The 20655-nt window shown below is 30.9% G+C and carries 12 protein-coding genes; 11 read left to right on the top strand and 1 reads right to left on the bottom strand.

From position 1 onward, the window contains the following. Positions 1-53: 53 nt before the first annotated feature. From R3X25_RS01240 to R3X25_RS01205, 8 genes are all read left to right on the top strand, one after another. Positions 54-1349 (top strand): glycoside hydrolase family 117 protein, encoded by a 1296-nt coding sequence (locus R3X25_RS01240; RefSeq protein WP_317671053.1) that lies wholly within the window; start codon positions 54-56, stop codon positions 1347-1349. 29 nt (positions 1350-1378) lie between these two features. Next, complete coding sequence (locus R3X25_RS01235) at positions 1379-2830, top strand: sulfatase (RefSeq protein WP_317671051.1); 1452 nt, start codon at positions 1379-1381, stop codon at positions 2828-2830. Between the two features lie 162 nt (positions 2831-2992). Beyond that, positions 2993-5578 carry a right-handed parallel beta-helix repeat-containing protein gene (locus R3X25_RS01230; RefSeq protein ID WP_317671049.1) on the top strand — a complete coding sequence of 862 codons (2586 nt, stop codon included), beginning with the start codon at positions 2993-2995 and terminating at the stop codon, positions 5576-5578. 298 nt (positions 5579-5876) lie between these two features. After that, entirely contained in the window at positions 5877-6071 is a 195-nt protein-coding gene (locus R3X25_RS01225) for a hypothetical protein (RefSeq protein WP_317671047.1), read from the top strand. Positions 6072-6373: 302 nt separating this feature from the next. Continuing rightward, entirely contained in the window at positions 6374-7945 is a 1572-nt protein-coding gene (locus R3X25_RS01220; RefSeq protein ID WP_317671045.1) for a sulfatase, read from the top strand. Between the two features lie 34 nt (positions 7946-7979). Further along, positions 7980-10439: a sugar-binding domain-containing protein gene (locus R3X25_RS01215; RefSeq protein WP_317671043.1), complete on the top strand. Its 2460-nt coding sequence runs from the start codon at positions 7980-7982 to the stop codon at positions 10437-10439. A 12-nt stretch (positions 10440-10451) separates the two neighbouring features. Continuing rightward, entirely contained in the window at positions 10452-12011 is a 1560-nt protein-coding gene (locus tag R3X25_RS01210) for a sulfatase-like hydrolase/transferase (RefSeq protein WP_317671041.1), read from the top strand. A 96-nt stretch (positions 12012-12107) separates the two neighbouring features. Continuing rightward, positions 12108-14063 carry a glycoside hydrolase family 2 protein gene (locus R3X25_RS01205; protein ID WP_317671038.1) on the top strand — a complete coding sequence of 652 codons (1956 nt, stop codon included), beginning with the start codon at positions 12108-12110 and terminating at the stop codon, positions 14061-14063. 80 nt (positions 14064-14143) lie between these two features. On the opposite strand, the gene R3X25_RS01200 is transcribed toward R3X25_RS01205, so the two are convergent. Next, a complete protein-coding gene (locus R3X25_RS01200) occupies positions 14144-15823 on the bottom strand; it encodes a sulfatase (RefSeq protein ID WP_317671036.1) in 1680 nt (559 codons plus the stop codon). Positions 15824-16188: 365 nt separating this feature from the next. Between R3X25_RS01200 and R3X25_RS01195 the strand changes: the two genes are divergently transcribed. The 3 genes from R3X25_RS01195 (at position 16189) to R3X25_RS01185 (ending at position 20654) form a co-directional block, all read left to right on the top strand. Further along, positions 16189-17832 carry a sulfatase-like hydrolase/transferase gene (locus tag R3X25_RS01195; protein ID WP_317671034.1) on the top strand — a complete coding sequence of 548 codons (1644 nt, stop codon included), beginning with the start codon at positions 16189-16191 and terminating at the stop codon, positions 17830-17832. Between the two features lie 148 nt (positions 17833-17980). Beyond that, positions 17981-19282 carry a sulfatase-like hydrolase/transferase gene (locus R3X25_RS01190; RefSeq protein WP_317671032.1) on the top strand — a complete coding sequence of 434 codons (1302 nt, stop codon included), beginning with the start codon at positions 17981-17983 and terminating at the stop codon, positions 19280-19282. 4 nt (positions 19283-19286) lie between these two features. Next, positions 19287-20654 carry a glycoside hydrolase family 28 protein gene (locus R3X25_RS01185; protein WP_317671030.1) on the top strand — a complete coding sequence of 456 codons (1368 nt, stop codon included), beginning with the start codon at positions 19287-19289 and terminating at the stop codon, positions 20652-20654. Position 20655: the final 1 nt, after the last annotated feature.

The following is a 20655-nucleotide window of genomic DNA, read 5'->3' as shown; positions in this document are numbered from 1 at the left end:
TTTATAGAGTATTCTCTATAGTAAATAGAATAAACTTAACAAATTTTAATAAAATGAAATTAATAACTAAATTTAAAAAAATAGGAGTAATAGCTATAGTTATAAGCATATTATTATCTTGTTCTGATAAAGAAAATAAATCAGAATCTATAGAAAAGAATGAAACAAAGGCTCCAACAATGTTCCCGTTTAAAATGCCTGAAAAAAAACCAAATATACCTTTAAGCGCAGCTTCAGAGCGTATGTTTGATTATGATCAGCCAAGAGTTCAGGATAACGAGTTATTCAGTCAGTTTAAATATACGCGTTTAAAAGGTTTTGATTATAATAATGGAGATGGTACAGTTTCACGTAGAGATCCTTCTAGACCAATTTTGGTAGATGGAACATATTACCTTTGGTATACAAAACGCCATACTAAAGTACCGCCAATAGGTTGGAATAGAGCTGCAGAAGCCACTGACGAAATTCCTTCAACAGATTGGGATTTATGTGATATTTGGTATGCTACTAGTAAAGATGGTATTACATGGGAAGAACAAGGCGCAGCAGTAACTAGACCTGAAAAACCAAAATCAGGTTGGCGTTCGGTTGCAACACCAGATATTCTAGTTTGGAAAGGAAAATATTATTTGTACTATCAAGCATTTGATGAACCAAGTGGATTGAGAGGAGATTTATGTCCAGTTTCAGTTTCATATGCAGATTCACCAAACGGACCTTGGACTCACGGAGGGGATAAAGTAATTCCTTTTGGTAAAGAAAACGAATGGGATAGAAACGCAACACACGATCCACATCCAATTGTTTACAAAGGGAAAATTTATGTGTATTACAAAGCAGCTTATAATAAATGGCCAGACAATAGAACTAATTATGCTGTTGGTCATGGATTAGCTATTGCTGAAGACCCATTAGGGCCGTTTGAAAAACATCCATTAAATCCAGTAATGCAATCTGGTCATGAAACTACGTATTGGCCATTTAGAGGAGGAATTGCTGCCCTAGCAATTAAAGATGGAAATGAGCGTGAAACTATTCAATATTCAGAAGATGGAGTTAATTTTAAAATTGCGTCGGGTGTTTCATTAACACCGACAGCAGCAGCACCTTTTATTCCAGATGCTTTTACAAATACAAGTAATGGTAGAGGTTTTACTTGGGGATTATGTCATTTTGTAAATGCAGGTACACCTAAAAAAGGATATTCTATTATGGCACGTTTTGATTGTGATTTAAGTTTAGATTACGATGAACCATTAATGAAAAAGACAGGAGTTTGGCATAAACCAGAGGTTTATTTTCAACAAGGAATGGGAAGTATTGGAAAAAATCCAGAAGGAAGATAACAACTATAATTTCATTAAAAAAGTTTAAAATGAAACCAGTATTCAATAATATTTTAAAAACTATATTAACTATATTTTTAATAGTTGTTTCTGTGTCGTGTACTTCAAAAGAAGAAGTGAAACCAAACATTCTTTGGATTAATTGTGATGATTTAGGTAGAGAATTAGCTTGTTACGGAAATAAAGATGTAAAAACTCCTAATATGGATAAATTGGCTAAAGATGGCGTAAGGTTTACAAACGCTTATTCTAATGCAGCTGTTTGTTCTGCAAGTCGTTCTTCTCAAATTTTAGGAATGTATCCAAGTGCAGCCAATGTGTTAAACCATAGAACTATAGAAAAGAAAGAATTACCTGAAGGAACTCCAACAGTTATGGATATTTTTCGTAAAAATGGATATTTCTGTACCAATGGTTGGGCGCATAAAATGAATAAACCAGGAAAAGAAGATTATAATTTTTTAGGTAAAAACTTTTTCGATGGTACCGATTGGAAAGAACGTGCTGAAGGTCAACCGTTTTTTGCGCAAGTTCAAGTTCACGAACCACATAGAGTTTTTGTTGAAGATAAGGACAATCCTGTAAACCCAGATGCTGTAAAATTACCTGGTTGTTACCCAGATTACCCACTTATTAGAGTTGATTGGGCAAACTATTTAGAAAGTGTACAAACTGCAGATAAACGAGTAGGATTTATACTTGATAGATTAGAAAAAGAAGGTTTAGCTGATAATACAATTGTTATTTTGTTTGGAGATCACGGTCGTCCACATTTACGCGATAAACAATGGTTGTATGAAGGTGGTTTGGCTATTCCTTTAGTTGTTCGTTACCCTAAAAAAATCAAGGCAGGTACTGTTAATAAAAATTTAATTAGTTTAGTTGATGTTACAGCGAGTTCTTTAAAATTGGCAGGAATTGAGGTTCCAAAACATATGCATGGTAAGGATGTTTTAAACGGAGAAAAAAGAGAATACATGTATGGTTTTCGTCAACGTTGTGGAGATGCTGTTGATAATATTCGTTCCATAACCGATGGAAGGTATAAGTTAATTTGGAATAGAATGCCAAATGTTCCTTATATGCAATTAACATCTTATAAAAAATTGCAATACCCAGCTTTTACATTATACAAAGTTTTAGATAAAAAAGGTGAATTAGAAGCTCCTTATAATCAGTTTATGGCTAAAACTCGCCCAGATTTTGAATTGTATGATTTAAAAAATGATCCAAATGAATTTAATAATTTAAATGAATCTGAAGAGTATAGTGAAATTCAAAAAAGATTATCTGAAAAGTTGATTTCAGAATTAAAAATTATTGAAAAAAACATGTTTATTGAATCTGATAAAGCAATTGAAAAAGCCAAGAAAGGATCAAATGCATTTTTATTAAAAGGATTTAAGAAAAAAGGGCTAAAGCCAGATGCTTCTGATGAAGAAATTATTAAACAATGGGAAAAAGAATTATTAAATAAATAAAATTAAAGGGCAATAGAGGTAGTAATTGGTTGTTTTAAAAAAATATTTTATAAAATATTACACATTATAAATAACCATTTGTTATTCATAAAAAACGAATAGTTGTATTTCATTTATAAATGTACTATTACTTTTGAGAAACAAAAGTAAACATTGATTATTATGCTTAAAACAATACACTATTTTATTTATGTATCTCTTATTTTATGTAGTTCAGCTATTTCTGCTGAAAATATTTACGTTGCTACTAATGGAGATGACTCTAATAATGGAACAATTAATAGTCCGTATAAAACATTTAGTAAAGCAATATCTGTTATGTCAGCAGGTGATGTTTGTATAATTAGAGAAGGAGTGTATACAGAAGAATTATCAATAAGTAAAAATGGAACTGCTGGAAATTACCTAACCTTTAAAGCTGCTGATGGTGAAACGGTAGAAATTAAAGCAACCAAAGCTATAAATGATTGGCAAGTTCATAGTGGTAATATTTATAAATCAAATGTAAATATGTCTATAGATAGTAGATTTCGTGCTGTTTATCATAACAGTGAATTTATGGATTTAGCCAGATGGCCTAATAATACAGATAACAATCGTTGGACTATTAATAGTGTGCCTGTAACAGATGGTGATGGAACACATTTTACAGCTGATGATATTCTAAATATTGATTGGACAGGAGGTTTAGTTTATTATTTAGGAGCACATTCAGGTGCAAGTTGGACCAGAACTATTACAAATAGCTCTACCACTCAAATAGATTTTACGGAAGTAGATATTACTCAATGGCCTTTTAGCACTCATAACCCAACTACTTGGAGAGATTATCCAGGAAATAATCGTGGTCAATTATATTTATTCAATAAGTTAGAAGCGTTAGATTATTCTAGAGAATGGTACTATGATCAAGATACAGAAACGCTTTATTTTCAAACAGCTGATGGTTCAATTCCAGAAGACGGAACAGTAGAATATGCTACTCGTAAATATGCAGTAGAACTTTCAGGAGATTACATTAAATTAGATGGATTAAACTTTTTTGGAGGTAGTATTAAAATCAATAATAATGCAGATAATAATCAAATTCTTAATTGTAAAATAATTCATGGAAGTGAAGGACATGATAGTTTAACAAATACATCAGCTCAAGTTGGTGAGGGAGCTATCGAAATTCTTGGAGATAACACTTTAGTACAAGGTTGTACTGTAGATCATAGTTCTGTGAGTGGTATAATTGTAGCAGGTTGGGCAGCTTCAAATTGTACTATTCAAGAAAATTACATAAGTAATATAGATTATGTTGGAATTCATGCATCTCCAATTAGAACAAGTGCTAATGATATGAAAATATTGAAAAACACTATTTTTAATGCAGGTAGAGATGGTATGTATGTTGCAGGTTCAAATTGTGAGATTGCTTATAATGATGTTTCTGCATCACAAAAAATAAATAGTGATTCTGGTGTGTTTTATACTGTTGGTAATTCCGAATTAAAGAATAATGAAATTCATCATAATTGGTTTCATGATGCCACGGCACCATCGTATTCTCATAACCCTAGTGATCCTGGTAAAGCTGCAGGAATTTATTTAGACAATAACAGTAAAGGTTATACAGTTCACCATAATGTAGTATGGAACGTTTCATGGAGCGGATATCAAGTAAATTGGAACAATACATATTTAGACTTTTTTCATAATACTATTTGGAATGCAGAACGTGCTATGGATTCTTGGGTAAATGGTTACACACAAGAAAATAATAAGATATATAATAACTTTGCGAGTTCAGGTGATTGGTTTACTGAAACATCAACAGATTTTGATATTCAAAATAATTTAATAACAAGTACTTCTCCATTTGAAGATGCAGATAACCAAAATTTTATACCATCATCTGGAAGTGAAGTAGTTGATGCAGGAATGATAATTTCTGGATTCGAAAAACCTTATAAAGGAAGCGCACCTGACATAGGAGCTTACGAAAGATTTGGTACCAATTGGACAGCAGGTGTAAATGCTATTGAAGATACTGGTGAAGGACAAACATTGTCTGTGTTAGATGCACAGTTTACAATTGCTGCAACAACAGAAACATGTCCTAATAAAAATAATGGAAATATTAATATTGTTGCAGATGTAGAGCAAAATTATACGGTTAGTTTTAATAATAAAGAAACTAATTTTACAAATGAAGTTAATATAGAAGATATAGAACCAGGTGTTTATGATTTATGTATTTCAATAGAAGATGCTTCAGAAAGTCAATGTTTTAGTGTAGAAATTAAAGAAGCTTCTGAAATTTCGGGTAAATTTTCTTTAGAAAATAAAAAACTATCTGTGGATATAGGTTCAGGTTCAGCTCCATTTAAGGTATTTGTAAACAACAATCTAAAATACGAAACATATGATAAATCTTTTATTGTTGATGTAAATCAAAATGATGAAATTAGAATAAAATCTAGTATAGATTGTGAAGGAGATATTATCGATATTGTTGATTTATATAACAATATAGTTGCATACCCAAATGCTACTTATGGAGATTTTCAATTACTTGTACCTGAAACAGAAGGCGATATTTTTGTTGAAATGTATGATGTTTATTCTCGCTTAATATCATCTAAATTATATGTTATTAAATCAGGAAGAATTAATTTAAGTTTAAAAAATAAGCCTTCAGGAATCTATTTTGTTAGAGTTATGAGTGAAAAGCCTGTAAGTGTTAAAGTTATAAAGAAATAATACACTTTATAAAGTTGAATTCTCTAAAACAGTAAACTGTTTCAGTATGAAAAAACACCAAATTTAGATAGTTTTTATAAAGAGTCAGTAAGGTTAACAGATTTTTTAATGATATTTATTACGTAAATAATAAGCCTAAACAATTTAAAGGTTATATTCAACATGCAATTGGTGAAAGTATAGGTATTTGGAAAGCTCAACAGGTTTCAGAAGGATTAAAGAATATGAATAATATGCATGCTATTAAAGTTGAAAAAGATGGTTTGTATAGAATTTCTTGTAGAAGATGGCCAGTAGAATGTTCAGGGTCAATATATTAGGTGTGCCTTATATAAACCCAAAAGGTGGAATGTATTATTACAAACCAATAACTCCAAAAAAAGTTAGAATTTTAATAGCTAATCAAATTTTAGAAAAAGCAATACAAAAAAATGATGAAGAAGTTGTTTTTTTGGTTAATTTAAAAAAAAGGAAAAACCTTATTGGTGAATGATTTTATTGAAGGAAAAGAAAAATACGGTGTATACTATACGTATATAAAATTTATAGAATAACGCTTATTTTTTTCAAGTTAAAAGCTCTAAATTTTCTTAAATAAAGCAGAGTTTTAGCTGTTGAAGAGTTTTTTATGTTAAATTTTGTTTGATTTTAAAATTTAAAATCACCTAAAAATATAAAATGTTCTTGAACATATGTTGTGTATTTTTATTTTATAGTAATACTATTACAATACTCAATTTGGAACATTTTGTTATAAATAGAATAGCTTTGAGTTATAATATTTATAAATAAATTATGAAAAAATTGAAGCTTATTTTAACAACTATAGTTGTAATAAATTCCCTTATTTCATGTGCTCAAAAAGATGAGCGACCAAACATTGTATTTTTACTTTCTGATGATCAAACAAGTGTTGCAACAGGTTGTTATGGTAACAATCAAGTAGTAACCCCAAATATGGATAATTTGGCAGCAGAAGGAATTTTGTTTGAAAACCATTACAATACTACTTCTATTTGTATGGCTAGTAGAGCTACAATTATGACTGGTATGTACGAGTATAAAACAGGTTGTAATTTTATGCATGGATCTTTACGTCCAGAAAAATTTCAAAAGTCATATCCAGTAATTTTAAAACAAGCAGGTTATTTTACCGGATTTGCAGGTAAATTTGGGTTTCCAGTTTCAAATCAAGAAGGTTGGGACGATAAAAACATGAAGGTAATACCTGCAAAAGAATTTGATATGTGGGGCGGAGGTCCTGGGCAAACACAATACAAAACTGCCAAAAATCCATCTATAGCCAAATACGCAAAAAAATATCCACATAGTACACGCGCTTATGGAGCTTGGGCAAATGATTTTATTTCTGAAGCAAAAAAATCGGGTAAGCCATTTTGTATGTCTATAAGTTTTAAGGCGCCGCATTTACCATTTACACCAGACAAGTATTTTGATTATGTTTATGAAAATAAGGAATATAAGAAACCTGCTAATTACGGAGCAGAGAATGCAACACATTTATCGCCACAAGCAAAATCTGGACGTCAATACAATAGCTATAATTTTTGGAGAGATTCTGAACAGAGTTATCAAAAAGCTATTAAAGGTTACAATCAATTAATTCATGGAGTAGATTATGCGTTAGGAATGATTCGTAAATCTTTAAAAGAACAAGGTGTAGATGAGAATACAATAATCATATTTACCAGTGATAATGGTTATAGTTGTGGAGCACATAATTTTGGAGGTAAAGTATTACCTTATGAAGAAGCTTCAAAATCACCTTTAATTATTTATGATCCTAGAACACCTAAAAATAAAAGAGGTCAAAAACGTGAAGTTGTTACAGCAAACATTGATATGGCTCCGACAATTTTAAGTTATGCAGGTGTTGAAATTCCTAAAAATATGGATGGTGAAAATTTACTTCCTTTAGTAAATAATCCAAAAGGAATTGGTCGTGAAACTGTTGCGTTAACAAATATGTGGGGAAATGATGAAATTCAGGCAATGAGTGTGGTTTCTAAAGATTGGAAATACATTTATTGGCAGTATGCAAATGATAAAATGCAACCAACTGAAGAATTGTTCAATATTGGAAAAGATCGATTAGAAATGAATAACTATGCGAGTACTTCAGAATACAAAAAACAATTGGAGAAAATGCGCAAGCTATACGACAAACAACTAGAAAAAATTGAAGCAGAAGCTATTAACTATAACGATTATAAAAAATATAGCATTATGTTTAACAGAAGTACAAAAGCTGAAGATAAAAAACAATACCTAACAGGCGATTATAACGAGGTGTTGAGACAGCAAAAAATAATGCAAGCAAAAAAAACAAAAACAAACAAATTATAATTACAGTTGTTAAAATATAAATTAACCTAAACAAATGAATTTTTCAAAAAACTTTTTAAATCTTACAGCTATTGTTTTGTTAGTGCTATCTTCTTGTTCAAAAAAGGAAGAATTTCAAACAGCTAACATTAATTTTAATAAAAATTGGCAGTTTTCCAAAGGGGAAATATCAGAAGCTATTCAACCAAATTTTGATGATTCAAAGTGGGAAACAATTAATGTTCCTCACGATTGGAGTATAAAAGGTCCTTTTTCAAAAGAAAATCCTTCTTTTTCTAGAGGTGGCTGGTTACCAACTGGAAAATCTACGTACAGAAAAACTTTTACAGTTCCTGCAAGTAGAAAAGAAAACAAAGTGTTTGTGTATTTTGATGGAGCTTATAGAAATTCTGTTGTTTACATAAACGGACAAAAAGTTGGTTATAGACCAATGGGATATATTGGGTTTGAGTATGATTTAACGGAACATATTAATTTTGATGAAGAAAATGTTTTAACCGTTACTTTAGATAATAGTGAGCAGCCAGGTTCTAGATGGTATACCGGAACAGGAATTTACAGAGATGTAACTTTAAAAATTAGAAATAAAACATACATTCCAAATTGGAGTTTGTATGTAACAACTCCGAAAATTTCAAAAGAAACGGCAACTATAAATGCGGCTTTTAACATTAAAAATGAATTTAGTGAAGCTACCAATATTACCGCAAAAACAATAGTTTTAAAAAATAATGTTGAAGTTGTTTCAAAAGAAAATGAAGTTACACTTTCACCTGATAAAGCAGAAAGCTTAAATGTCTCAATTGATATTGAAAACCCTAAATTGTGGGCGCCAGAAACACCTGAATTATATACCGTAAAAGTTCAGTTATTTAACAAAGGTGAATTAATTGGCGAAGAAACTACAAGAACTGGTATTAGAGATTTACAGTATAGTAATAAAACTGGTTTTTCAATTAACGGAGTTCAAACAAAATTAAAAGGTGTTTGTTTACACCATGCTGGTGGTCCACTTGGTTCAGCAATTTATAAAAGAACAATTCAGCGTCAGTTAGAAATTCTACGTGAAATGGGATGTAATGCTGTGCGTACTGCTCACAACCCTTTTTCTACTGAATTTTTAGAGGTTTGTGATGAAATGGGATTCTTGGTAATGAACGAAGTTTTTGACGAGTGGGAAGTTGTAAAAAAACCAGCAACAATTCAAGATGGAAAAAAGATTCGTATTCCTGTAAAATTTTACGCTGATAAATTTAAAGAATGGGCAGATACAGATTTAACTGATTTTGTTTTACGAGATAGAAATCATCCATCTGTTGTTATGTGGAGTATTGGAAACGAAATTGACCAAATGAAAACAGATGAAGGTATTCCAATTGCAAATAGATTGATAGATATTATTCATAAACTAGATGATAGACCTGTAACAAATGGACTCATTGGTTACGGTTGGGATGCTTGGCCAAGTGAAGGTGCCGCGCAAACAAGTGATATTAGAGGTTACAATTATATAAAAGAAAATGGATTAGATAGAGAAGATAAAATTGCTCCAAACGCCATGGGAATTGTAACAGAATGCGCTTCGGCTCAATCTTATTATCCACGTAGCACTTATTTATATGGAAAAGAAAAAGAAGAATGGTGGAAAAAACTAGGCTATACAAGTGATGATGCTTACAAATGGGTTGAACAACGAGAATTAATTGGTTATAGAGGTGTACAAGCTTGGAAAGATATTAAAAATAGAGATGACATTATGGGACAGTTTATTTGGACTGGTTGGGATTATTTAGGTGAAGTGATTCCTTTTGGTTGGCCAGCACGTTCATCATCTTTCGCTCCTATAGATTTATGTGGATTCCCAAAGGATGGTTATTATTTTTATCAATCACAATGGTCTGATAAGCCAATGGTTCATATTTTTCCTCATTGGAATTTAGAGGGTATGGAAGGGAAAGAAGTTACCGTTTACGCTTATACAAATGGAAATGAGGTTGAATTATTTCAAGATGGAAAATCTTTAGGTAAACAAAAAAATAACTTAAACAATGTTGAATATCAAGAGTGGAAAGTCACTTACAAACCAGGAACTTTAAAAGCTATTTCATACAAGTACGGAAAAGAAATTGCAACCAAAGAAGTTAAAACGGCAGGAAAAGCAGCAAAAATTGAATTATTTGTACGTAGAACTAACTTAAAAGCTGATGGAGAAGATTTGAGCTACATTGAATGTACAATTTTAGATAAAGATGGAAATGTGGTGCCAAAAGCAGCTAATGTTATCAATTTTGAAGTTACTGGAGAAGCAAGTTTAATTGGAGTTGGAAATGGTGATAATATGAATCTAGATTCTTTTCAAGCTTCCAGCAGAAGAGCTTTTAACGGTAAATGTTTAGCTATTATTAAAACAACTGAAATAGAAGGTGATATTATTTTTAAAGCCACTTCCGAAGGTTTAGAAACGACATCAATAAAGTTTACGTCATTAAAATAATAAAAGATAAAAATGAAAAACAGTAAAAATCTTATAAGAATAGTTTTACTACTATTAGCGGTTGTAAATTCAACTCAATTATTTTCACAGAAAAGAAGTAAAAAACCTAATGTACTTGTTATATATACGGACGATCATAGATATACCGGAGTTCATGCTCTTGGAAATATGGCAGTAAAAACCCCAAATATAGATGCTCTAGTTCATGAAGGTATTGCATTTACAAACACCTATTTAATGGGGTCTTTTTCTGGAGCAACGTGTATGCCAAGTAGAGCAATGTTACATACAGGAAGACAGTTATTTAATTTAAAAGCTCAAGGGCGTCATATTCCTACAACTGATACTACAATGGGTGAAGCTTTTCAAAAAGCAGGTTATACATCTCATATTGTTGGAAAATGGCATCAAGGGAATCCTTCATTAAATAGATCGTTTGATACGGGTGATAATATTATGGGTAGAAGTGCTTATCTAACAGACCATTTTAGAATGCCTTTTTGGGATTTTGATAAAAAAAGCGATTATACAAGAGGTGAAGCTTTTTTGTTGATTTATGATAAAGATGGAAACACAAAAAGACGTGGTTTAACTAAAGATGATAAAAGAGGTCCAACAGGTACAGAAGCTAATGGACCACATACCTCGGAAGTTTTTGCTGCAAAAGCTTCAAAATATATAAAGGAAAGTAATAAGAAAAAACCATTCTTTATGTATGTTGCTTTTCATGCGCCACATGATCCTAGACAAGCTCCAAAAAAGTATATGGATATGTATCCAGTAAAAGATATTAATTTACCTCCTTCATACATGGAACAGCATCCTTTTGATAATGGAGATATGGTTTTAAGAGACGAAGCTTTAGCACCTTGGCCAAGAACGTTAGATGTTGCAAAACAACATTTAGCAAGCTATTATGCTATTATTACTCATTTAGATGCGCAAATTGGGAAAGTTATTACAGCTCTAAAAGAAAGTGGACAATACGAAAATACAATTATTGTATTGGCTGGTGATAGTGGTTTAGCTGTAGGTAATCATGGTTTAATGGGGAAACAAAGTGTGTATGATGAAGATGGAATCCATGTGCCATTTATTATTTCAGGAAACTTAATTAAAGATAAGGGTAGAACCATAAATTCTTTAAGTTATATTCATGATATTTTTCCAACAGTATGCGATTTAGCTCATATAGAAAAACCTACATCAATAGATGGTAAAAGTCTAGTTCCTGTAATTAATAATGAAGTTAATCAAGTTAGAGATTATACATATCATGCATATAAACAATTTCAAAGAGCTTATAGAAAAGGTGATTTTAAGTTGATTGAATATGTGAAAGCAGATGGAAATCATTATAAAAAAGGAAAATTTGTTGCAGGTTCTAGAGTAACTCAATTATTTAATGTAGTTAAAGATCCGTGGGAAACTACTAATCTTTCATTCTTAAACGAATACAAACAGAAGGTTGCAGAAATGCAAAAAGAAATGAAAGAAAAAGCAATAGAATTAGGTGATGATAAAGAAAAAATTGATGCTGTAGAATTCGATTTCTGGGATTATTATAATTAAATTGCATTTATGAAAAAATACATCTTTTTTATTATAACAGCCCTAATCTCATGTAATATAAACGCACAAATCCCTTTTTTAAAAGAAAGGGATTTTTTGAAATTAGAAGATTGGAGTTTTGTTAAAGGTAAATTTAATGGCGCGGAAGCACTAAATTTTGATACATCTACTTGGTCTAAAGTAAAAATACCACATACATACTCAATGGATGCTATTGAAAATATAGGGTATTACCGTGGTGAAGCTTGGTATAAAACTAGTTTGCAACTTTCTGAAACCATAAAAAACGATAGAATTTTTATACGTTTTGAAGGTGTTGGCCATGATACACAAGTATATGTTAATGGAGTGAGTGTTGGTAAACATGTAGGAGGATATTCGGCATTTTGTTTTGAAATTACAGATGCTATAAATAAAAATGGAGAAAATACAATAGCAGTAAATGTAACTAATGAGCCAAATTATAAACGCATTCCAACAAACGATAAATTATTTAATTTCTATGGAGGTATTTATAGACCAGTTCAAATATTTAGTACTCCAAAATGTGCTATCGACCCAACGTATTTTGCCTCTTCGGGTGTGTTTGTTGAAACAAAATTAGTAGAAGAAAAAAGAGCGCAAGTTGAGGTGAGAACCCATATTTCTAATACATCAGATTCGAATAATATTGACTTAAAATATACGCTTGTAGATAGTAATAATGAAGTGGTTTTTTCTGATGAAGTGAAACAGGTTTTAAATTCTAAAAATCAAGTAGTTTCAAAAGTAATAAATATTGAAAATCCTATTCTTTGGAATGCTAGAAAAAACCCAAGTCAATATACTCTAAAAATTCAATTAGAAAATAACAATCAAGTTGATATTGTAGAGCAAAAATTTGGAATAAGAACTTATAATTTTGATAATGACAAAGGTTTTGTTTTAAATGGAGAGCCTTATAGGTTGTTTGGAGTTTGTAGACATCAAGAATGGAAACAATTTGGTCCTGCTTTGGAAAATAAACAGCATGAAAAAGATATGGACCTTATTGATGAAATTGGAGCTTCTGCGTTAAGGTTAGCACATTACCAACAATCTGATAAAATGTATGAAATAGCAGATGAAAAAGGAATATTAGTTTGGGCAGAAATACCTTTTGTACATGATTATACAGGAAGAGAAGGTGGTAATGCCAAAGAACAACTTAAAGAGTTGATACTTCAAAATTACAATCATCCAAGTATTTTTGTTTGGGGATTATGGAACGAAGTTAGAGCGTGGAAGGATCCAAACGAATTTCCTGTTGGATTAACTAAAGAATTGAATAAAATTGCTCATAATTTGGATAAAACTAGATTAACAACTTCAGCAAGTGATAGAGGAATAACTTCTAATATGGGTAGTATTACAGATTTGCAGGCGTGGAATAAATATTTTGGTTGGTATAGTGGAGATTATTCAGATATGGGAAAATGGATTGATGAATCACATAAAATTCAACCAACTATTAAAATTGGAATAAGTGAGTATGGTGTTGGAGCAAATATTGCTCACCAAGATAGAAGTAAGTTAGAAAAACCAAAAGGAAATATTTTTCCAGAGCAAATACAAACTGAATACCACGAAACTACGTGGAAAATATTAAAGGAAAGACCTTTTGTTTGGGGAACTTTTATATGGAATATGTTCGATTTTTCTGTTGCTAGCTGGAATAGAGGTGGAGTTAGAAATTTAAATCACAAAGGTTTGGTAACTTTTGATAGAGAAATAAAAAAAGATGCTTTTTATTTTTACAAGGCAAATTGGTCAAAAGAACCAGTTTTATATATTGCTGAAAGAAGAAATAATAAGCGTACAGAGGATGTTGTTAATGTAAAAGTTTTTACAAATTTAAAAGGTATAACGTTAAAAGTAAATGGTAAAAAAATTGCGTCAAAAAAACTAACATCAGATTACAAAACAATTGTTTTTAACAATGTTAAATTACTAAAAGGTAAAAATACGTTAACTGTTTTATCTAATAAAAAACACAATAGTTTATTAGATGAAGTAATTTGGTTTGTTGAATAAAAAAAAGCGTGTAAAAAACACGCTTTTCTTAATCAATCTAAAAATTAGTATAATCTTAATTTTACTAAACTACACTATTGTTAATCGTTCCAATGTTCGTCAATAACTTTTTGAATGTGAGGAAATTTCTCTCCATCTTCTTCATTAAGTTCTTTACGTTTAGCAGTTAATTGCTCTTTTAAATTGGCGATAATATCTTTATATGCTGGGTCATTATATGCATTATTCATTTCTTTAGGGTCTTTTGATAAATCGTAAAATTCCCATGCAGCTGGCGTGTGTAATGTAAATCTATTACCCCAACTTTTTTTATTCCATTCAGCATCTGGATTGTCAGTATCTACCCAATACCTTCCATAGAAGAAAATTAATTTGTATTGCTTTGTTCTTATTCCAAAATGAGCAGGATTTGCGTGTGCATGTGCCATATGCATCCAATATCTGTAATAAGTAGATTGTTGCCAACCTTCAGGTTCTTCACCAGTTTCTAATATATGTTTAAAACTATGACCTTGCATTGCCTCTGGCGGAGTTCCACCAGCCATTTCAATTAAAGTAGGTGCAAAATCGGTGTTGTTAATAATAGCATCAGTTCTTAAACCAGCTTTAATTTTTTCAGGATAGCGAACAAAGAAAGGCATACGTAAAGATTCTTCATACATCCAACGCTTATCAACATAATCATGTTCTCCAAGCATAAACCCTTGATCACCAGTGTAAACTATAATAGTATTATCATATAAACCTTCAGCTTTTAAATACTCAATTAATCTTGCAACGTTGTCATCCACACCTTTAACACAGCGTAAATATCTTTTTAAATATTCTTGATAAGTAGCAGAAGTATACTCTTTATCAGTCATTTGATCGTTAATTTTTGTTGAAGGATCAAAGTCAGGATCAGAAAAACGTACAGATTTTTTATTCCACGTTCTCATTCCTTTATTTCTAATGGTATTTCGTTTTGAAACAGAAGAACCTATTACAGATAGTAATTCATCATTTTCTCCTCTTGTAGCTATTGAACCGTTGTTTTTATTGTCATATAAACTTTCTGGTTCAGGAATAAAAGTATCTTCTAAATAATCTTTGTACCTTGGAGCGTATTCAAAATCATCGTGAGGTGCTTTGTATTGGTGAAATAAAATAAAAGGTTTTGTTTTATCTCTTTTATTTTTTAACCAATCTATAGTAATATCAGCAACAATGTCTGAACTATGTCCTTTATACATTTTTCCTTCATAAGCTGGATCTTTTTCTTCAGCAAAATGCATTCCAGTTTGCGTTAAATAGGGATCAAAATAGGAACCTTGTTGTCCATGTTTTGTAAATACATTGTAATAATCAAAATTAGGTTCAGCTTTTAAATGCCATTTACCAATCATTGCAGTTTGGTACCCTAATTTTTTCATTTCAATAGGTAAATATTGATGGTCCATTGGAAGTTCACCTTCTAAATCTAAAACACCATTTGCCTGACTGTGTTGACCAGATAAAATTGCTGCTCTACTTGGCGTACAAATTGAGTTGTTTACAAAGCAGTTATCAAAAATAATACCTTCATTAGCTATTTTGTCTAATGTTGGAGTAGGGTTTAATTTTGCCAATCGACTTCCATAAATTCCAAAAGCTTGAGACGTATGGTCATCTGCCATAATATAAATAATATTAGGTCTAGTAGGTTTTTCTTCTGAAGTCTTTTTTGCGCAAGAAATAGTTAGAGCAAAAATAACGCACAGAAATAAAATTTTAATTTTCATAAAAATCGTATTTAATAAGAAGAACAAATATCTTTTAAATCAATTAGATTCATTGCAACATATGTTTTAATTAGGGACACTAATGTTTGTATTCAATAAAAATATATTAATGTTTGGAAAACCAAATTCAATAAATAGAAATGTTATTTATAATAAAACCTTTTGAATAGTTAATAAAAGCGGTGGTTAAGGGTGTTTGTATAAACATTATATAGTTCTGTTTTTTAATTTATTTAAACATATGTTGTAGTATTATAGTGATACTCAATATTAATAATGTGATGTATTTAATAATTTTACTTCGTAACAAGAGAGTGAAATTCTTTTCTTTTAATAACGAAGCTAAAATTTAATAAATAATAAAAATGAAAAAATTTATAATCATTTGTTTTCTAGGACTTCAATTTCTTCAAGCCCAAGAACGTCCCAACATAGTTTTTATACTAACCGATGATCAATCTTATGGATTAATGGGTTGTACAGGAAATGAGATTGTACAAACACCAAACATTGATAAAATGGCGAATGAAGGTGTTTTGTTTACAAACGCACACATTACAAGTGCTATTTGTACTCCAAGTAGAATTTCAATATTATTAAGTCAATATGAGCGCACTCACAGCGTAAACTTTAATTCGGGAACAAGTGTTTCTGATGAAGCTTGGGAGCAATCGTATCCAATGGTTATGCGAAGAGCAGGTTATTTTACGGGTTGGATTGGAAAAAATCACGCACCAATTGGTGATGGCGGTTATACCAGCGGATTAATGGATAATAGTTTTGATTATTGGTATGCTGGTCACGGACATTTAAGTTTTTATCCAAAAAACCGTCACAAAATATTTAACGATGCAATTGCCTTTACACAACCTGAAATTTTAAATGAAGCAGTTGATGACTTTATAGATCCTAATGAGCGTAATTTAAAAGGTGCAATTAAGTTTTTAGATGAAAGACCAGCAGACAAACCTTTTATGTTATCGATTAATTTTAATTTACCGCATGGCGCAAGTACAAGTACCATGAAAATGAAAAAAGATGACGATGAAATTTATAAAACCTTGTACAGAGATTTAGATATTCCTTTACCTGAAAATTATATAGCTAAAAAAGATATAAAAACACCAAAATTACCTGCAGCTATTCATAAAGTAGAAGACAGACAAAAAGGTTATGATTATTCTGATACTCCAGAAGGAACTATTGAGCGTTACACACGCCAATTACAAGCTATGACTGGAATTGATCGTTTGGTTGGAAATTTAAGACAAAAGTTAAAAGATTTAAAACTAGACAAAAACACTGTAATTATTTTTAGTTCAGATCATGGTTTATTTATGGGAGAACAAGGTTTAGGTGGAAAATCTTTATGTTATGAAAAAACAACGCACGTACCAATGATTGTTTTAGATCCAAGGTTAAAGAAAAAACAAAGAGGTTTTAAAAGTGATGCTTTGGTACAAAGTATTGATATTGCTGCAACAATGGTAGCAATGGCTGGAATTGAAAAACCAGCTTCATTTCAAGGAAAAGATATTTCAGCTTTAATTAAGGGTGAAAATCAAGAAGTTAGAGAGTATGTGTATACTGAAAATTTATGGTCTACACACTTTGGAAATCCACGTTGCGAATCTGTTCAAAATAAAGAGTGGAAATACATTAGATATTATAAAAACAACAATTTTTCGGCAACCAAAGAAATTGCAGCAGCAAAATTAATTGGAATGCCAGTATCTAAAATGTTATACGCAGTACATGATCCAGAAATAGCAGTTTACAGAGATTATATTGAAGCTCCATTACAAGGTGAAAAACCTGTTTATGAAGAGTTGTACAACCTAAAAAACGATCCTGCTGAATTACAAAATTTAGCTATGAATTCGGAAAATGAAGCTATTTTAGAAAACTTAAGAAAAGTTTGGAAGGTCGAAATTACCAACGCTAGAGGTACAGGTAATCCAAAAGTGTTAAGATATACAAATGATAGTCATCCAAAAGGAGGACATTAATAATTAATTAAAAAAATAAGACTTGCTGAAAGTTTGAGTTTTCGTCAACCTGAACTTGTTTCAGGTTCTCATCAATAATAAACACTATGATGGGATTCTGAAACAAGTTCAGAATGACGATCTATACTTTGATAGTCTTTCTTAAAATATGAAAAAAATTCTTTTTACAGCAATACTATACTGTGTTTGTAATGTAGCAAACGCTCAAACAAACATTGTGTTTATAGAATCTGATGATCAAAGTAATCAAGCGATAGGTGCTTATGGTAATTCAGCAATGGTTACACCAAATATGGATGCTTTAGCAAAAGAAGGAGTTTCATTTATGAATGCATACAATATGGGCTGTTGGTCACCTGCGGTTTGTATTCCAAGTAGAACCATGTTGTTTTATGGCAAAACTCTTTGGAAATCACAAAAAATTAATAGGAAAAATGCACCAAAAGCTTTTCCTGAAGTTTTAAGAGAACATGGTTACATTACTTATATGACAGGGAAATGGCATGCTTGGGGTAAAAATCCACGAGATATTTTTGATAAAGTAGGAAGTATTCAACCAGGACAGTTAAAAACATACAACCAAAAAGCAGGTCATGTTACTGATATTACTGGAAAAGAAGCAGTTGAGTTTGTAAAAAATTATAGTGAAGAGAAACCTTTCTTTATGTATGTGGCTTTTAATGCACCGCATGTACCAAGACAAACTACTCAAAATTATTACGATTTGTATCCTGCAAAGGATATGATTTTACCTCCAAGTGTTGTAAATGGAAGGCCATTAAATAAAAATGTAAAGTATCAATATACCAATAATCCTTTGAGTTCAAAAACCATGCAATCTAGAGTTCAGCAAAACAATGCAATGGTAACGCATATGGATGATAGAGTTGGAGATATTATAAAGGCTTTAAAGGAAAAAGGTATTTATGATAATACTATTATTGTATTTATGTCGGATCATGGAATAAGTTTTGGTGAGAATGGAGTTGCCGGAAAAGTTTGTTTATATGAGCCAAGTGTAACAGCACCTTTAATTATAAAAGCACCCAAAATAAAACCAAACACAAAAATTGAAGATAGAGTTTACCTTCAAGATGTAAACCCAACATTGTTTGATTTATTAGGTATTCAAGGTTTAAGTGATATAGATTTTCAAAGTTTAGTACCATTAATTGAGAATAAAGAGACTGCTAGAGAGTCTATTTATTTAGCAATGTTTGATGATCAACGTGGTATAATATCAAACAATAAAAAATTAATACTGTATCCAAAAACCGGAGCTATTGAGTTTTATAATTTAGAAAAAGACCCTTGGGAAACAGAAAACTTAATTAAGTTAAAAAAATCAAAATCAACAGTGAAAGCTTTACTAAATCAGTTTCAAAGTTGGCAAGAAAAAGTTGGTGATACAGTTAGTATTTCAAAAACATATAAACAATACCTAAATTAAAATTATGAAAAAATTGATCTTTCTTATAATCATAGGCTTTCAATTACAAGTGTTTGCAACAGATTTTAATGTTTTGGATTATGGAGCAAAAGCCGATGGAATAACTAAAGATACAAAAGCTGTGCAAGCAGCAATTGATGCATGTACAAAAAATGGTGGAGGAACCGTAGTTATTCCTGCTGGAAAAACAGTGGTTATTGGCACCATTTATATAAAAGATTTTGTAACACTTCATATTCAAAATGGAGCAGTTTTATTAGGTAGCCCAGATATAGCAGATTACGCAACCGATACGCATAAAAATATGTATAAAAACGAACCACATATGGATCGTTGTTTAATTTTTGCTAAAAACGCAAAATCATTCGCCATTGAAGGTTATGGAACTATTGATGGTAACGGTCACCCAAAATATTTTACAAAGAAAAAAGGAGGAAGACCAATGTTAATGCGTTTTATGTATTGTGAAGATATTCATTTAAACAATATAAAAATTATAAATCCTGCAGCATGGACAGCAGCTATTTTGTATTCAAATGAAATTGCTGTAAGTGGAATTCGAATTAAAAGTAGAGTTAATAGAAATGGTGATGGATTAGATTTTGATGGCTGTACAAATGTTAGAGTAACCAATAGCTCATTTGATACAAGTGACGATTCTATTTGTATTCAAGCTTCATTAATAGAAAAACCAAGTAAAAATATAGTAGTTGATAATTGCGTGTTTACAAGCAAATGGGCAGGTTTACGAATTGGTTTATTATCTAGAGGAGATATTTCTTCAGTAGCAGTTTCTAATTGTACCTTTTTTGATATTCAAGATTCTGGATTAAAAATTCAAATGAATGAAGGCGGAGAAATGAAAAATATGACTTTTTCTAATTTAGTAATGAAAAACGTTCCTAGACCAGTTTTTATGACATTTACACAGCAAAAAGCTTGCGTTGATGCTCCAAATGAAATGTATCCAATGAAAGCAATGCATAGCTTTATTTTTAGTAACTTTATTGTTGATAATAGAGCGTTAGATAAAAATTCAGCCTTTTTTTTAACAGGAATGCCAAATAACTACATTAAAAATATTCAAATAAATAATATTCAAATCACAGTTGCTGGTGGAGGAACAAAAGAAGATGCTTCAAAAGAAATTAAAGAGTATACATTAGAAACTTTAGGTGGTTGGTGGCCAGAATTTAGTAAAGTTGGAACGTTACCTGCATCAGGTATTTATGCACGTCATATTAAAGGTTTATCTATTCAAAATTTTCATGTAAATACAATAAGTAAAGATGAGCGTAAGCCAGTTGTATTAGATGATGTTTTAGATGGATTTAGTAGCAACATATTTTTAAATAGAAAACAGATAAAATAAT

Origin of the sequence: Lutibacter sp. TH_r2 (genome assembly GCF_033101135.1) — a bacterium.
Taxonomy (GTDB): domain Bacteria; phylum Bacteroidota; class Bacteroidia; order Flavobacteriales; family Flavobacteriaceae; genus Lutibacter.
Note: the sequence above shows the minus strand (reverse complement) of the source record. Positions and strands in the feature narration are given on the sequence as shown.

Coding starts and splice junctions, on each gene's coding strand:
- R3X25_RS01215 (WP_317671043.1), top strand. CDS start 7,980: ATGAATTTTTCAAAAAACTTTTTAAATCTTACAGCTATTGTTTTGTTA.
- R3X25_RS01240 (WP_317671053.1), top strand. CDS start 54: ATGAAATTAATAACTAAATTTAAAAAAATAGGAGTAATAGCTATAGTT.
- R3X25_RS01210 (WP_317671041.1), top strand. CDS start 10,452: ATGAAAAACAGTAAAAATCTTATAAGAATAGTTTTACTACTATTAGCG.
- R3X25_RS01190 (WP_317671032.1), top strand. CDS start 17,981: ATGAAAAAAATTCTTTTTACAGCAATACTATACTGTGTTTGTAATGTA.
- R3X25_RS01195 (WP_317671034.1), top strand. CDS start 16,189: ATGAAAAAATTTATAATCATTTGTTTTCTAGGACTTCAATTTCTTCAA.
- R3X25_RS01220 (WP_317671045.1), top strand. CDS start 6,374: ATGAAAAAATTGAAGCTTATTTTAACAACTATAGTTGTAATAAATTCC.
- R3X25_RS01230 (WP_317671049.1), top strand. CDS start 2,993: ATGCTTAAAACAATACACTATTTTATTTATGTATCTCTTATTTTATGT.
- R3X25_RS01200 (WP_317671036.1), bottom strand. CDS start 15,823: ATGAAAATTAAAATTTTATTTCTGTGCGTTATTTTTGCTCTAACTATT.
- R3X25_RS01235 (WP_317671051.1), top strand. CDS start 1,379: ATGAAACCAGTATTCAATAATATTTTAAAAACTATATTAACTATATTT.
- R3X25_RS01225 (WP_317671047.1), top strand. CDS start 5,877: ATGTTCAGGGTCAATATATTAGGTGTGCCTTATATAAACCCAAAAGGT.
- R3X25_RS01185 (WP_317671030.1), top strand. CDS start 19,287: ATGAAAAAATTGATCTTTCTTATAATCATAGGCTTTCAATTACAAGTG.